The following is a 14,860-nucleotide window of genomic DNA, read 5'->3' on the forward strand; positions in this document are numbered from 1 at the left end:
CGGGTCTTCGGGGTCCTCCCGGTGTCTCTCATATCGGGGCGTCGATCCTTCCGGCCGCCCAGGCGGGCATCGATACTGTCGGGATCGATTCTGCCAGAGGGCGCCGTGACGAGCCGACGGACCGGACGCGGGGCCGGACTAGAGAATGCCCTCGGTCAGTGCGTTCGGCGTGCCGAAGCGGTGCGCCGTGATGCTGATCGCCTGTTCCTGCAGGAACGGCAGGATTTCGACCCGTCCCGATTCGGTGACCGGCTGCGCATAGACCGCGAGATCCGGGCGTCCTCCCGTGGCAACGGCGAGGGCTGACGCGCTTCCGCCGATGAGTCGGATACGGCGCACGGGAAGCTGTCCCGCACGGGCCAGCCAGGCGTCATCGTCCTCCACGGCAACGCTGTCGGCCTGGCCATCGACGACGGAGCGGAGCTCGTCGGGGAGCTCCACGGCGGAGGAGACGGAGACCGGCGCACCGGCCGCCCCAGCGGCGAGGAGGACCCGGACGAGGTCGGCGAGGAGCGCGCCCTGCGAGAGGCGCACCGTCACGGGATGGGCGAGGTAGCGGAAGATATTGCGCTCCGCGGCCAAGGCCGAGACGTCCTGCACGCGGCCGAATTCGCTGGTCCAGGCCGCAGCATCCGATGCGGCGGCGCGCTCCAGACGAGCCACGTCGGTCTGGGGCAGGCCTGCCGACCGTGCCGCCGTGAGCAGGGGTGCGACGACGGGCAGGGGAGCCCCCCGGGTGAGGGACTCCTTCGACGACCAGGAGCCGAGCCCCACCAGGTAGTTCGGGCCGCCGGCCTTGGTGCCGGCACCGACGGCCGACTTCTTCCAGCCGCCGAAGGGCTGCCGCTGCACGATCGCCCCGGTGATACCGCGGTTGATGTACAGGTTTCCTGCCTGCACGCCGTCTACCCAGGTCGCGATCTCACGGCTGTCCAGCGAATGCAGGCCGGAGGTCAGTCCGTAGTCGATGTCGTTCTGCAGCGCGATGGCGTCATCGAGGGTAGCGGCGGTCATGATGCCGAGGATCGGGCCGAAGTACTCCGTCAGGTGGTACGTCGAACCGCGCCGCACGCCGTCGCGCACCCCCGGGCTCCACAGGCGGCCCGAGTCATCGAGCTTGCGGGGTTCGACGAGCCAGGACTCCCCTTCGCCCAGCGTCGTCAGGCCGTCGAGGAGCTTCCCCGCTGCCGGCTCGATGACGGGACCCATCTGCGCCGTCGGATCCTCCGGGTAGCCGACCGTCAGCGAGGTGACGGCGTCGAGCAACTGGTTGCGGAAGCGCCGGGACGTGCCCACGCTGCCCACGAGGATCACGAGGGAGGCCGCCGAGCACTTCTGGCCCGCATGGCCGAAGGCCGACTGCGCCACGTCCTTCGCCGCAAGGTCGAGGTCCGCGCTCGGCGTGACGATGATGGCGTTCTTGCCGGAGGTCTCCGCCAGCAGCGGCAGGTCCGTCCGGAAGGAGCGGAACAGTTCGGCGGTCTCGTAGCCGCCGGTCAGGATCACGCGGTCGACCCGCGGGTCGGCGATGAGCTGCCGGCCGAGGTCGCCCTCCTCGACCTGCACGAGCCGCAGGACCTCACGCGGTACGCCTGCCGCCCACAGGGCCTCGACCATGACGGAACCCGATCGGCGTGCCTGCGAGGCCGGCTTGATGATGACCGCTGAGCCCGCCGCCAGGGCGGCGAGCGTCGACCCGGCCGGGATCGCGACCGGGAAGTTCCACGGCGGCGTCACGACCGTGAGGCGCACGGGGGAGAAGGAGGCACCGTCGACGTCGTCGAGCTCGCGTGCGCGCTCGGCGTAGTAGTGGGCGAAGTCGACGGCCTCGGAGATCTCCGGGTCGGCCTGGTCCAGCGTCTTGCCGGTCTCCGCGGCCATGACCTCCATGAGGTCCGCGCGGTGTGCCTCGAGCGAGTTCCCCGCCTTGTGCAGGACCGCTGCGCGCTCGGCGCCGCTCAGCGAACCCCAGGAGCCCGACGCGGACACCGCGCCGGCAATGGTGTCCTCGAGCTCCTCGGCACGCGTGAGGGTCGTGGCGGCGACGACGTCGTTCCCCAGGCGGGACGTGGGGACGCGATCGAGGATCGCCCGGCCCCACGCCCGGTTGGCGGGCAGAGAAGGGTCCGTGTCAGGCGTGTTCGCGAAACCGCTGCCGGGGTGGGCCGCCGAGGGGACGGTCCGGTCCTGCCGGCGGTTGGGCGCCGGGATGCTGGTGTCGAGCTCCTGCAGCGAGGCGAGGAAACGGTTCTTCTCCCGCTCGAAGAGCGCCTCGTTCTCGGACAGCTCGAACACCGCGGACATGAAGTTGTCCTGGCTCGCACCCTCCTCGAGGCGTCGGATCAGGTAGGCGATGGCGACGTCGAATTCGCTGGGGTGGACGACGGGCGTATAGAGGAGCAGGGAGCCGACATCGCGCTTGACGGCTTCGGCCTGACCCTGGGCCATGCCGAGGAGCATCTCGAACTCGATACCGTGGCGGACGCCGCGCTCGCCGGCGAGGAGCCACGCGAAGGCGAGATCGAAGAGATTGTGGCCTGCGACGCCGATGCGGACGTTGTCGATGCGGTCCGGCTGCAGCGCATAGTTCAGCACGCGCTTGTAGTGGGTGTCCGACTGCTGCTTCGATCCCCAGGTGGCCAGCGGCCAGTCGTGGAGGGACGCCTCGACGTGCTCCATCGGGAGGTTGGCACCCTTGACGACCCGGACCTTGATCCCGGCTCCGCCACGGGCGCGTCGGGCGGCCGCCCACTCCTGCAGCCGGATCATCGCGGCGAGCGAGTCCGGCAAGTACGCCTGCAGCACGATGCCCGCCTCGAGGGTCTCGAATTCGGGACGGCCGAGGATCGCCGTGAAGACCGCGATCGTCAGATCGAGGTCCTTGTACTCCTCCATGTCGAGGTTGATGAACTTGGGCTTCTCCGATCGGGCCGCGAGTGCATAGAGCGGAGTGAGCTTCTCGGCGACGTGCTCCACGGCCTCCTCGAAGGCCCAGGCGGGATGGGGGGCGACGGTGGAGGACACCTTGATGGAGACATAATCGACGTCGGGGCGCTCGAGGAGGCGGACGGTGCCCTCCAACCGGCGTTCGGCCTCACGGTCTCCCAGCACGGCTTCGCCGAGAAGATTGACGTTGAGGCCTATTCCCTCGCGCCTGATCCTGCTGATCGACCGGCCGAGCTTGGCGTCGGAAGCATCGATGATGAGGTGGCCCACCATGCCCCGGAGCACGCGCCGCGCGATGGGGATGACGACCTGCGGAAGGACGGGCGCGACGGCGGCCCCGATCTTCACCGCGGAGCGCATGTACCAGGGCAGGAATCCGGGCACCATCGGTGCGATGGCTCCGAGATTGCGTGCTGCGACGGCGAGGTCCTCCGGACGGATGACGCCGTCGACGAAGCCCACCGTGAACGCGAGCCCGTTCGGATCCTTCAGGACGCCGGCGAGCTGCTGTGCCGAAGTGTCGACCGGGACGTTCGACGCTTCGGTGAGCCACCGGCGCACGAGCGCGATCGACGCCTCCGGCAGCGTTGCGGGTATGTCCGTGCTGCCGCCTGACCCGGCGGAGAAGTGGGTGGCGCCTCCGGTGGAGAAATGGGTGGTGTCTCGGGCGGAAGAGTGCGCCGCCGCGTGATCGGACCCCTGGCCCGACACGGCGGACGTGTCCAGGGGTGTCGCGGTGGCGGAAAGGCCCTCACGGGGCGGGATCTGGGTTGTCATGGCAACGGCTCTCGGTCGGACGGCTCACGCCGGCACAGGATGAAGCAGCAACTTCACTTTCCAGTATCGGCAGGCCCTAGGATTAGCAAAAGCGACGATTCCCGAAGGTTATCCATCGGTAGGACTGTAGTAACTACTCCCTGGAGGTCCCATGCTCGACCTGCGTCGGCTGCGCCTGCTCCGCGAGCTCAAGCTCCGGGGGACGCTTGCGGAGGTGGCAGCGGCCCTGAGCTACAGCCCGTCCTCCGTGTCGCAGCAGCTGGCTCTCCTGGAGAAGGAGGTCGGCGTCGAGCTCCTGCGGAAGACCGGTCGGCGGGTCGTGCTCACGCCACAGGCCGAAGTGCTCGTAGCCCACACCGCGGAACTGCTCGAGACTCTCGAGCGGGCCGAGGCCGATCTGGCGGCGTCGCTGACCACGGTGTCCGGGACCGTGCGGGTCGCGGTCTTCCAGTCCGCGGCGCTGGCGCTCATGCCCGACGCCCTTACCGCCATGACGCGTGACTACCCGGACGTCCGCATCGAGATGGTGCAGCGCGAGCCGGAGAAAGCGTTGTACGAGACGTTCGCCCGTGACTTCGACCTCGTGATCGCCGAGCAGTACCCGGGCCACGCCGCCCCCCGCCACCCCGAGCTGGACCACCTGCCGCTGACGGAGGATGCCATTCGATTCGCCGTCCCCGGGGCGGGCATGGGGCATGAGGGTATTTCCACGATCGCGGAGGCGGCGGAGGCGGCGTGGGTGATGGAGCCCAGGGGAGCGGCGTCCCGTCACTGGGCGGAGCAGGCGTGCCGGCGAGCGGGCTTCGAGCCGGACGTCCGCTACGAGACCGCCGACCTGCAGGCGCAGATCCGCCTGATCGAGTCGGGTAACGCCGTCGCCCTCATGCCGGACCTCGTGTGGACGGGGCGGAGCGTGCCCGTCCAGCTCCTCGAGCTCGACGACAGCCCGCGCCGCTCGATCTTCACGTCCGCACGCCGCGCAGGTGCACGCCGGCCGGCCGTGCTGGCCTTCCGCGAGGTCCTCGGACGCGCCGCGGCCGGAGTGCGCCGTCCCCTGCCCCGGCACCCGCCGTCCCTGATCCAGCAATAAACGGCTGCTGCTGTCCGTTGACAGTACGACGCACGTTTTCGCCGTCGTCCGCACCGCTCCTAAGGTTGTTGCATGCCCGCCCAGTCCATCCGGTCCGCCGAGTCCGAGTCCGAGTCCTCCTCCGTCCCGGCCAGCGTCGAGCGGGTCGTGGAGACCGTCCTGCCGACGAGGCACGGGACCTTCCGCATGGTCGGCTACCGTGACGGCGGAGGGATCGAGCATGTCGTCCTCGCACAGGGGATCGACGACGACGCCCACGGCCCCCAGGATCCGCCCCCACTCGTGCGCGTCCACAGCGAGTGCCTGACCGGAGACGCGTTCGGGTCGTGGCGGTGCGACTGCGGCGAGCAGCTCGACGCCGCGCTCGCTGCCATCGCCCAGGAGGGGCGAGGGGCCGTGGTGTACGTCCGCGGACACGAGGGCCGGGGCATCGGGCTCCTCGCCAAGCTCAAGGCCTACGCGCTGCAGGACCAGGGCATCGACACCGTGGACGCGAACACCGCCCTTGGACTGCCCATCGACGCCCGCCGCTATGACCAGGCGGCCGAGATCCTGCAGGACCTCGGCATCAGTGCGGTCCGCCTGCTCTCAGGGAATCCGGCCAAGGAGGAAGCCCTGGAGGAGCTGGGGATCAGCGTCGTCGAGCGCCGCGGCCTCGCGGTGTCCGAGCGTTCCGAGAATGCCGGCTACCTCGCGACCAAGCGCGCCCGCATGAGGCACGACGACGCCGCTCCGTCAGCGGACGCGTGGGAGGCCCTGCTCGACGGCGTCGTGCCGACCGCTCCCGCGCCGGGCGAGCCGGAGGAGCTCACCCATCGCTACGGCTACCTCGCGGCAGCAACGGGGCAGCTCGTGATCGGGCAGCTGCGGCAGAGCCTCGACGGTTTCATCGCGTCACGCTCCGGCGACTCCGGCCTGCACGAGGACCGGGGCGACCACGGTCACCTGCAGCGCCTGCGCGCGCTCGTGGACGCCGTCGTCGTCGGTGCATCGACGGTCCTCGCCGAGGACTGCTCGCTGGCCGTCGGGGACGTGGCCGGACGCAGCCCCGTGCGGGTGGTGCTCGACGCCGGCGCGAAAGTCGGCGCGGATGCACGGGTCTTCGCCGACGACGGCGTCCCCACCCTCTGGATCACGGGCCTCGACGCCATGGTGCCCGACGGACTGCCCGCCTCGGTGGAGGTCGTGAGGCTGCCTGCGGAGGAGTTTGCGCCTCGCAGGGTCCTGGACATCCTGCAGGCCCGGGGACTCTGGAAGGTGCTCGTCGAGGGTGGCGGCAATACCGTGTCGCGTTTCCTCGAGGCCGGACTGCTGGACAGGTTCTACCTCACCACGGCCCCCGTGCTCGTCGGGGACGGCGTTCCCGGCATCCGCTTCACCGGCTCCGACGTCCTGGCCGAGGCACGCACGGCTCCGGTGCGGCGCTTCGTGTTCGGCCGGGACATCTGCACCGAGTTCAACTTCGCGGCCGCACGGTAAGCGGGTAGGCGGCAGCCCCGGACGCGAGAATCCCACTCGTCGACCCCGTCCAGTGGGAATGTCCGGACCTGCCCACGGAAGGGCGTCGTCGAGTGGGATCAGGCGACCGTGAGGTCACGCGTCGGAGCTCAGGAGTCGCTGACCCGCTTGCTCTTCTTCTGCAGCCGGTCGATGTGCTCCGAGGCCTCGGCCTTGTTGATATCCGCCGGGATCTCCTCGCCGGCCTCCCGTGCGAGGGTGTCGAGGTAGCTGCGCTGCGCCGCGGTCATCGGCTCGTCACCGGTCACCCAGTCGGAGGGATCCCGCTCGAAACCACCCTCGGGCTCGGAGTTCGGACTTCCCAGTGTGTCTGCCATGTGAGTACCTCTTCATCGTGATCGGCTTGAGCCATCAGTGTACTTACTATCACCGACACCGTCAGGCGGAGGGATCAGGTGGAGTCCGACCCGGGGGAGCGAGGTGGGGGCCCCAGATGCCCGCCGTCGGCCCATCGGATCCGCAGGCTCCGCTCGGAGTGGGCGGCAAGCTTCATCCGCCCCCCGGCGTAGCCCACTCCTCCGCGCACCCTGCAGACGACGGCGAGCCAGCTGCACACGGCCCGTTCGAGGAGCCACACCGGGGCCCACAGCGCGGCTGCCGGATGGAAGACCGTACGCCCGCCCCGCCGTCGCCGTCCCACCTCGGCCAGTGCGACGACGGTGAGGGCGATGACCGCGAGCTGCCGGCCCGTAGGCCGGGCCAGCAGGACCGTCGGCAGTACGCTCAGCTCTACAGCGAGCCTCACCGGCTGCGCGAAGCTGTCGTAGGCCTGCCGCACGCGCTGCCGGGCGAAGTGCCGGGCCGAGCAGGGGATGCGACGGACGAAGAGGTCGTCGGCGCGGACCTCGACACCGCCCGCGGCCCGTACGGTGCGGATGAGCTCGAGATTCTCGAAGAGGGCGTCCGGGCTGTAGCCGCCGGCGGCAACGACGATGCTCCGCCGGATCGCGAGCGTGCCGGGGTAGTCGGAGGCAAGAGCCCGGTTGAGCAGCGCCCGTCCGGTATCCCAGCGGGCGTGCCACGGTAGCGGCGCGAAGTAGTTCTGGGGCCGCACCAGATCCGCCCCGTCGAGGAGGCCGAGCACCCGCTGCAGGTCGGGGCGGCGGTACCGGACGTCGTCGTCAGCAACGATGACGCGCTCGTGCCGCGCCAGGGCCAATCCGGTCAGGACACCCAGCACCTTGCCATTTCCGCCCCGGCGGAGGAGCTCCGGATCGGGCCTGACGTGGCGGACACCGGCGGGGAAGGCCCGGGCGTGCCGCTCGAAGAAGGGGCCGGCGGAGCCGTCGACCACGGTGACATCGACCCACCGGACCAGGTGCTCCAGGTAGCCGGACAGCTCGGCCACCGCTCCGATGTCGGCCCACTTGAGCGGCAGGATGTACTCGGCTGCATACGGCATGCGACTGCAGGTCCTCCTGTGCAACGGATTCCCGGACCGGATGTCCGCTTCCCTTCAATTACTAAGCGTGCTTACGGTGGAAGGGCAAGGAACCCACGGGTGCGATCATCCGTAGACACCAGGAGGAACAGTGAGCCAGCCAGCACAGCAGCAGGAACCACCCGGAACCACGGAAGCCATGGACCCGACACCGGATCACGGCGAGCAGTCCTACCGTGGTTCGGGACGCCTCGCGGGCAAGAAGGCGGTGATCACGGGCGGTGACAGCGGCATCGGCCGCGCGGTGGCGATCGCCTATGCGAGGGAGGGTGCGGATGTGCTCATCAGCTACCTGAACGAGGACGACGACGCCCGCGAGACGGCGCGCTGGGTGGAGGAGGCGGGGCGGAAGGCCGTCCTGTTCCCCGGTGACCTCGCCGACCCCGCGACCTGCCGGGCCGTTATCGATACGGCCGTCGAGGAATTCGGCCGGGTGGACATCCTCGTGAGCAACGCCGCGTACCAGATGTCGCACGAGTCCATCGAGGAGATCCCGGACGAGGAGTGGGACTACACCCTCGCCACCAATCTCAGCGCCTTCTTCCACCTCACGAAAGCCGTCCTGCCGCACATGGGTCCCGGCGGCTCGATCATCGGGTCCAGCTCCGTCAACTCGGACAATCCGGTGCCGACACTGCTGCCCTATTCGGCGACGAAGGCCGGCATCGCGAACATGATCGCGTCGATGGCGCAGCTGCTCGCCGAGCGCGGCATCCGGGCGAACTCGGTGGCTCCCGGACCTATCTGGACCCCGCTCATCCCTGCCACGATGCCGGAGGAGGAGGTCGAGAGCTTCGGCCAGCAGGTGCCGATGCAGCGGGCCGGTCAGCCCGCCGAGCTCGCGCCGGTCTATGTGATGCTGGCATCCGACGAGGCGAGCTATGTCTCGGGAGCACGCATCGCCGTCACGGGCGGCAAGCCGATTCTCTGAGGCGCACCTAGCCCCTGAACATCGGCAGGGCCGCTCCGGCTACTCCTGCGTCCAGGGAGAAGAGCGCGCCGGCCTGCGGTTCGGAGCCCTCAGGAATGTTCTCCTGGGTGGTGGTGATGAAGAGGGTCGAGAGGTCCCTGCCGCCGAACGCGCAGGCCGTCACGTTCGTGACGGGGAGTGGAATGTGCTCCGACAGCTTCCCCGCGGCGTCGTAGCGCGCAACGGCTCCTCCGCCGTAGAGCGCGGTCCAGATGCCGCCTTCCGCGTCGATGGCCATTCCGTCGGGCATGCCGAGGGCGGATTCGACGACGGCGAACGTGCGCCTGTCCGTGAAGCACCCGGCCTCCACGTCATACCCGAGGGCATCGATTCGCCCCGTCGGGGTGTCGCTGAGGAAGGCCGTGCCGCCGTCCGGGGAGAAGTGCAGGCCGTTGGACACGGTGAGTCCTTCCAGGACCGTGGAGACAGCATGGTCCTGGTCCAGTGAGTAGAGCGCGCCCGCACCGAAGCCGCCCCCCCAGCCCATCGACCCGCAGAGGAAGCGGCCCGCGGTGTCACAGCCGCCGTCGTTCATGCGTACGGCGGGATCGCTGAAGGCCAGGGGACCCCGAACGAGGTCCGTGAATGCGTCGTCGGAGAAGAGGAATCCCCGCTCGACGCCGATGACGTAGCCGCCCGAGGTCCGGCCGCGGATCACTCCGGCGAGGCGCGGGTGCACGTCATGCCGATCGAAGGTGCCGTCCTCGTGGCGTACGAGGACATCACCCTCCATCATGTCCACCAGGAGCAGCTCCCCGCGCCGGGGGTCCCAGTAGGGTCCCTCTCCGTGGAAGGTGCAGACGTCGGATATCTGTTCGGCTTTCACGGTGCCTCCTGGCGGGTCGCGGCTGGTTCAGGTGAAGCTGGGTAAAACGTGGGATCCGGCTCGGCCGGCCGAAGCGCGTCAGCCGCCAGGCGGTGCCGGAGTCGCATCGGACAGGCCCACGCAGGCGCGCGTCTGCTCGACCCGCGAGACGGCATCGCCCAGTTCCACGAGGACCGTGCTCGAGGCCACCTCGTCGGGGTCGAACAAAACCTCGACGGCGGGATCACGGCCGTACGTCGTCGCCGTCCACGCAGGGTCCCCTTCACGCACCACCCAATCGACGTCGTTCACCGTCACGCAGGGATCGGTGGTGGGACCGGGTACACCTACGCCGCATCGCAGGACCACCTTCGAGGGATCACCCCAGGCCGACGTCGCCTGGCTGTTGGTGTCGCGCTGCTCGTTCTCGGCGACCGTGGGCGGCAGCGCGATCATCACGTCGGCGCACGACGCGTCCGCGGCATCCTCCGCCGGATCGACGTCGACCACGGAGGTACAGCCGGGCAGTACGACGAGCAGGGTGACGGCCGCCGCCGCGAGGGCTACGGCGCGGGGGAGAGCACGCATGGTCCCACCCTAATGTGTAGCCCCGGCGCACTGACGACACGGAGCGGCCAGGGCTTCGGTGAACGGGCCGCGAGGATCGCCGACAGTAGTATTCGAGAGCCGCAGCCGAGCCACGCTGACGGTCCCCTGCGCGCCCGATGCTGTCTCAGCGGCACGGGTGCGGACATCGAGCCGAGGACGAATGACAGCGCCCCACCACCCCGCCCTGCCCCTGACAGCCCGCACCAGGACAGTCGGATCCCGATCCGGAAGGGTTGCGCTCCTCGTCGCGGGAGCACTGATCGCCGCGCCCACCTCCGCGCTCGCGGTGGATCCCGCGGCCGTCCGGCCGGCCATGGTCGCCCAGCAGCAGCAGCAGCAGCCGGACGTCGTCGCCCAGCAGCAGCCGGACGTCCTAGCCCGGCAACAGCCGGACGTCGTGAAGCAGCCGCAGCCCGCCGCGACCTTCGGCGAGCCCGCACCGCCCGTGCCCGATCCCACCGCGACGGCCGGCGTCGACTCGGCGACCGGCTTCGCGATCAATGCACGGACGGGTTATCTCGTTCATCCGGGGACCGGCCACCTCATCGAGCCGGACACCGGCTATCTCCTGTTCGCCGACACGCTGATCTACACGAACCTGCGGTACGACTCCGTGTCGGGGGACGTCGTGGACGTACCGGCCGAGGCACCCGCACCGAGCCCTACCGCCGGAGGCCCTTCGGCGACGGCATCCGCGAATGCACCGGCTCCGATCCCGGCTCCGGTCCCGGCGTCCACTGCCGGCGCATCGCCCACCGCATCACCGGCCGCGGCGCCGCCTGCGGCCGTTCCTACGGTCGCAGCCCCGACCACCAGCCCGACGGCGAGCGCGTCGCCGCGGGCAAGCCGGTCCGCATCGCCATCGGTCCGCAGTACTGCGGCGGCCGTGGGCGAGGACCGCGCGTCCTCGACAGCACCCGTCACGTGGATCGGTGCGGGCCTCCTCGCCGCTCTCCTGGCCGTTGTCGCCGTCGTCGTCGTGCGCAGGCGGGGCCGCCACCAGTCGTGACGCAGAGCCCTGCACCGGTCCGTGCCGGCTGGTGCAGGGCTGAGGCGACGGGGAGCACGAGGGCGCCTCCCAGTCGAAGTCCAAAGGGCGTCGGCCTGCCGTGAACTGCGCCCGACCAGGCAACCGCGGGTGCACCCGGTAAAGTGCAGGACGTGAAGAATCTCCTGGTGACCGGCGGCGCCGGCTTTATAGGGTCCAATTTCGTGCACTATCTGATGGAGCACACGGACGTCTCCGTCACGGTCCTCGACAAGATGACCTATGCAGGCAACCACGCCTCCCTCGAGGGGCTGCCCTCGGAGCGCTTCGAACTGGTCGTCGGGGACATCGCGGACGCCGCCGTGGTCGGTCCGCTCACTGAGCGGGCCGACGCCGTCGTGCATTATGCCGCCGAATCCCACAACGACAACTCGCTGCATGACCCCCGCCCGTTCCTCGACACGAACATCATCGGCACCTACACGCTGCTCGAGGCGGTCCGCAGGTACGGCAGGCGCTTCCACCACATCAGCACCGACGAGGTGTACGGCGACCTCGAGCTCGACGACCCCGAGCGCTTCACGGAGGAGACGCCCTACAATCCGTCGAGCCCCTACTCGTCCACCAAGGCGGCGTCCGACCTCCTCGTGCGTGCGTGGGTCCGGTCCTTCGGGGTCCAGGCCACCATCAGCAACTGCTCGAACAACTACGGTCCCTACCAGCACGTCGAGAAGTTCATCCCGCGGCAGATCACGAACGTGATCGACGGCGTGCGTCCCAAGCTCTACGGGGAGGGCCTGAACGTCCGCGACTGGATCCACGCGAACGATCACTCCTCCGCGGTATGGACCATCCTGAACAGGGGCGAGATCGGCCAGACCTACCTGATCGGCGCCGACGGCGAGCGGAACAACAAGGATGTCGTGGAGCTCATCCTCACCGAGATGGGTGAGGCTGCGGATGCCTACGACCACGTGATCGACCGCGCGGGCCACGACCTCCGTTACGCGATCGACTCGACCAAGCTGCGCACCGAGCTCGGCTGGACGCCCGAGTTCCACCACTTCGAGCAGGGCCTGCGCGACACGATCGCCTGGTACCGCGACAACGAAACCTGGTGGCGGCCGCAGAAGGCCGTGACCGAGTCCAAGTACATCGAACTGGGGCAGTAGCGCATGGGTCCCGTCTTCTCGAAACCCCTCGCCTCGCGCGAGACGCCGATCCCCGGGGTCGTGCTCTTCGACCTGCCGGTCCACGGTGACAACCGCGGCTGGTTCAAGGAGAACTGGCAGCGGTCCAAGATGACCGCCGCCGGCCTCGCCGACTTCGGTCCGGTCCAGAACAACATCTCCTTCAACGAGACCGCCGGTACGACGCGGGGGATCCACGCCGAACCGTGGGACAAGTTCATCTCCGTTGCCACGGGCCGGGTCTTCGGCGCCTGGGTCGATCTCCGCGAAGGGCCGTCCTTCGGCGCCGTCTTCACCGCCGAGCTCGACCCCTCGACGGCGATCTTCATCCCGCGGGGCGTAGGCAATGCCTTCCAGACGCTGGAGGATGGCACGGCGTACACCTACCTGGTCAACGACCACTGGTCCGCGGATGCCCAGGACCAGTACGTGTTCCTGAACCTCGCCGACGAGACGGCGGCCATCGAATGGCCCATCCCCCTCGGCAACGCGGAGTTGTCGGACAAGGACCGGGCCCACCCGCGCCTCGGCGACGTCACCGCCCTGGCTCCGCGCAGGACGCTCGTCGTGGGCGCTGACGGCCAGCTCGGCAAGGCATTGCGGTCCGCCCTCGCAGACCAGCCGTCGGTCGAATTCGCGGGACGGGCCGAACTGGACCTGCTCAGTGACGAGCTCGACGGCGCCCGCCCGTGGACGGCCTACGACACGATCATCAACGCTGCGGCCTACACCGCGGTCGACGCGGCCGAGAGCGCCGAGGGCCGGGCTGCCGCCTGGGCCGTCAACGTCGCAGGGGTCGCGGCCCTCGCCAGGGTAGCGAGCACGCACCGCCTGACCCTCGTCCACATCTCCAGCGACTACGTGTTCGACGGAACGCAGGAGCTGCACCAGGAGGCAGAGCCCTTCAGCCCGCTCGGCGTCTACGGCCAGACGAAGGCGGCGGGTGACGCGATCGTCGCGACGGTGCCGCGGCATTACATCCTGCGCACGAGCTGGGTGATCGGCGAGGGAGCAAACTTCGTACGGACCATGGCGAACCTTGCGGGACGGGGCATCTCCCCGAGCGTCGTGAACGACCAGATCGGGCGCCTCACGTTCACCGCGGACATCGCCGCTGCGATCCTGCACCTCGTCGGGAACGAGGCGCCGTTCGGCACCTACAACGTGACGAACGACGGGGAGCCCCAGAGCTGGGCCGACATCGCGGCCGATGTGTACGCCCTCTGCGGCAGGAACCGCGCGGACGTCACCGGTGTCAGCACGGAGGAGTACTTCGCCGGCAAGGCTGCCGCTCCGCGTCCCCTGCAGAGCACGCTCGACCTCGCCAAGCTACGGGCCACCGGCTTCGCCCCCGCGGCTGCCGCTGACCGGCTCGGTGACTACGTCACCGCCCTGACGACGGCATGAGCCGGCGCCGGGGTGCAGGGCACCTGCGCCGGTCCGGAATCCCACGGCAGGGCCTATGAGTCACGGTCCGTACAACGGGGTAGCCACAGAGCGGTCCCCTGCCGATGATGCGAGAGCCCGTCGGGGAACCGTCGGCGACGTGAGCGAAGGCGAACTCCTGGCCCGGATCCTTCCGCTGCTGGGTCCTGCTTCCGGGGCCCTCGTCGGTCCCGGGGACGATGCCGCAGTCCTGGTGCCCGAGGCCGGGCCCCTGGTCGTCTCGATGGACACCCTGGTCGAGGATCACGACTTCCGGCTCCTGCGCCCCGGTGGATTCAGGACGACGGGCTACGACGTCGGCTGGAAGTCGGCGGCCCAGAACCTGAGCGACGTCAACGCGATGGGTGGCGTCGCGACGTCGCTCGTGGTGAGCCTCACGCTCCCTTCGCAGACGCCGGTCGCCTGGGTCGAGGACTGCGCCCGGGGACTCGCGGCAGCGATCAGAGAGCTGGGTGCCCAGTCCTGCTCGGTCGTGGGTGGCGACCTCGGCGGCGGCGCGCAGCTCGTCATCACGGCGGCCGTGACCGGAGCGATGCGGGGCCTCACCCCCGTGCTGAGATCGGGCGCCAGGGCAGGCCACATCCTCGCGGTCGCGGGCACGCTCGGGAGGGCCGCGGCCGGCCTCGCGATCCTCGAGGGCGCCCGCCCACCCGCCGACTTCGGACAGCTGGGGGAGGAGCTGATCGCGGTGCAACTGCGACCCTCCCCGCCCCTCGCCGCAGGTCCGGTCGCTGCAGGTGCTGGCGCCAGTGCAATGCTTGACATATCCGATGGCCTGGTCCGCGACGCGCAGAGAATTGCCGCGGCGAGCGGGGTGCACGTGGACCTCGACCCGGCGGCGCTGCGGAAATACTCCGGTCCGCTGGCGCCGGCGGCCGACCTGCTGGGCGTCGACCCCATGGACTGGGTGCTCGGCGGCGGCGAGGACCATGGGCTCCTTGCCGCGTTCCCCCCGGACGTCCTGCTTCCACCCGGGTTCACTGCGGTAGGCTCGGTGAGGCCGGGCAAGCCGCAGGTGACACTGGCGTCACAGGCGACAGCTCTCACGGGATGGGATCACTTTGCACACTAAGATCACCG

12 protein-coding genes are annotated in these 14,860 nt (G+C 69.7%); 7 read left to right on the forward strand and 5 right to left on the reverse strand.

From position 1 onward, the window contains the following. Window positions 1–138: 138 nt before the first annotated feature. A complete protein-coding gene (locus RCH21_RS02235) occupies window positions 139–3,723 on the reverse strand; it encodes a bifunctional proline dehydrogenase/L-glutamate gamma-semialdehyde dehydrogenase (protein WP_326963020.1) in 3,585 nt (1,194 codons plus the stop codon). A gap of 151 nt (window positions 3,724–3,874) precedes the next feature. On the opposite strand from RCH21_RS02235, the gene RCH21_RS02240 reads away from it, so the two are divergent. After that, window positions 3,875–4,813 carry a LysR substrate-binding domain-containing protein gene (locus tag RCH21_RS02240; RefSeq protein ID WP_326963021.1) on the forward strand — a complete coding sequence of 313 codons (939 nt, stop codon included), beginning with the start codon at window positions 3,875–3,877 and terminating at the stop codon, window positions 4,811–4,813. A 72-nt stretch (window positions 4,814–4,885) separates the two neighbouring features. Next, on the forward strand, window positions 4,886–6,292 hold the full coding sequence (ribA, locus tag RCH21_RS02245) for a GTP cyclohydrolase II (protein WP_326963022.1): 1,407 nt from the start codon (window positions 4,886–4,888) through the stop codon (window positions 6,290–6,292). A 128-nt stretch (window positions 6,293–6,420) separates the two neighbouring features. Here the strand turns inward: ribA and RCH21_RS02250 are convergent, their stop codons facing one another. Further along, window positions 6,421–6,648, reverse strand: coding sequence for a DUF3072 domain-containing protein (locus RCH21_RS02250; protein ID WP_120147857.1), 228 nt, complete (start codon window positions 6,646–6,648; stop codon window positions 6,421–6,423). 74 nt (window positions 6,649–6,722) lie between these two features. Continuing rightward, window positions 6,723–7,733 carry a glycosyltransferase gene (locus tag RCH21_RS02255; RefSeq protein WP_326963023.1) on the reverse strand — a complete coding sequence of 337 codons (1,011 nt, stop codon included), beginning with the start codon at window positions 7,731–7,733 and terminating at the stop codon, window positions 6,723–6,725. Between the two features lie 130 nt (window positions 7,734–7,863). On the opposite strand from RCH21_RS02255, the gene RCH21_RS02260 reads away from it, so the two are divergent. Beyond that, on the forward strand, window positions 7,864–8,703 hold the full coding sequence (locus tag RCH21_RS02260; RefSeq protein ID WP_326963024.1) for an SDR family oxidoreductase: 840 nt from the start codon (window positions 7,864–7,866) through the stop codon (window positions 8,701–8,703). A 7-nt stretch (window positions 8,704–8,710) separates the two neighbouring features. On the opposite strand, the gene RCH21_RS02265 is transcribed toward RCH21_RS02260, so the two are convergent. Together RCH21_RS02265 and RCH21_RS02270 are read right to left on the reverse strand one after the other, a co-directional pair. Beyond that, entirely contained in the window at window positions 8,711–9,568 is an 858-nt protein-coding gene (locus RCH21_RS02265) for an SMP-30/gluconolactonase/LRE family protein (protein ID WP_326963025.1), read from the reverse strand. Window positions 9,569–9,646: 78 nt separating this feature from the next. After that, the gene (locus RCH21_RS02270) at window positions 9,647–10,135 is read right to left on the reverse strand and encodes a DUF3515 domain-containing protein (RefSeq protein WP_326963026.1); all 489 of its coding nucleotides are present in this window, start codon (window positions 10,133–10,135) and stop codon (window positions 9,647–9,649) included. Window positions 10,136–10,316: 181 nt separating this feature from the next. Here RCH21_RS02270 and RCH21_RS02275 point away from each other — a divergent pair, with 181 nt between their 5' ends. The 4 genes from RCH21_RS02275 (at window position 10,317) to thiL (ending at window position 14,852) form a co-directional block, all read left to right on the forward strand. After that, on the forward strand, window positions 10,317–11,165 hold the full coding sequence (locus tag RCH21_RS02275; RefSeq protein ID WP_326963027.1) for a hypothetical protein: 849 nt from the start codon (window positions 10,317–10,319) through the stop codon (window positions 11,163–11,165). 152 nt (window positions 11,166–11,317) lie between these two features. Further along, a complete protein-coding gene (gene rfbB / locus RCH21_RS02280; RefSeq protein ID WP_326963028.1) occupies window positions 11,318–12,316 on the forward strand; it encodes a dTDP-glucose 4,6-dehydratase in 999 nt (332 codons plus the stop codon). Between the two features lie 3 nt (window positions 12,317–12,319). Continuing rightward, window positions 12,320–13,741, forward strand: a complete 1,422-nt coding sequence (locus tag RCH21_RS02285; protein WP_120147853.1) for a sugar nucleotide-binding protein — start codon at window positions 12,320–12,322, stop codon at window positions 13,739–13,741. Window positions 13,742–13,880: 139 nt separating this feature from the next. Next, complete coding sequence (gene thiL / locus RCH21_RS02290) at window positions 13,881–14,852, forward strand: thiamine-phosphate kinase (RefSeq protein ID WP_326963029.1); 972 nt, start codon at window positions 13,881–13,883, stop codon at window positions 14,850–14,852. Window positions 14,853–14,860: the final 8 nt, after the last annotated feature.

It is taken from the genome of Arthrobacter sp. PL16 (genome assembly GCF_035985055.1).
GTDB classification, from domain to species: domain Bacteria; phylum Actinomycetota; class Actinomycetes; order Actinomycetales; family Micrococcaceae; genus Arthrobacter_D; species Arthrobacter_D cheniae.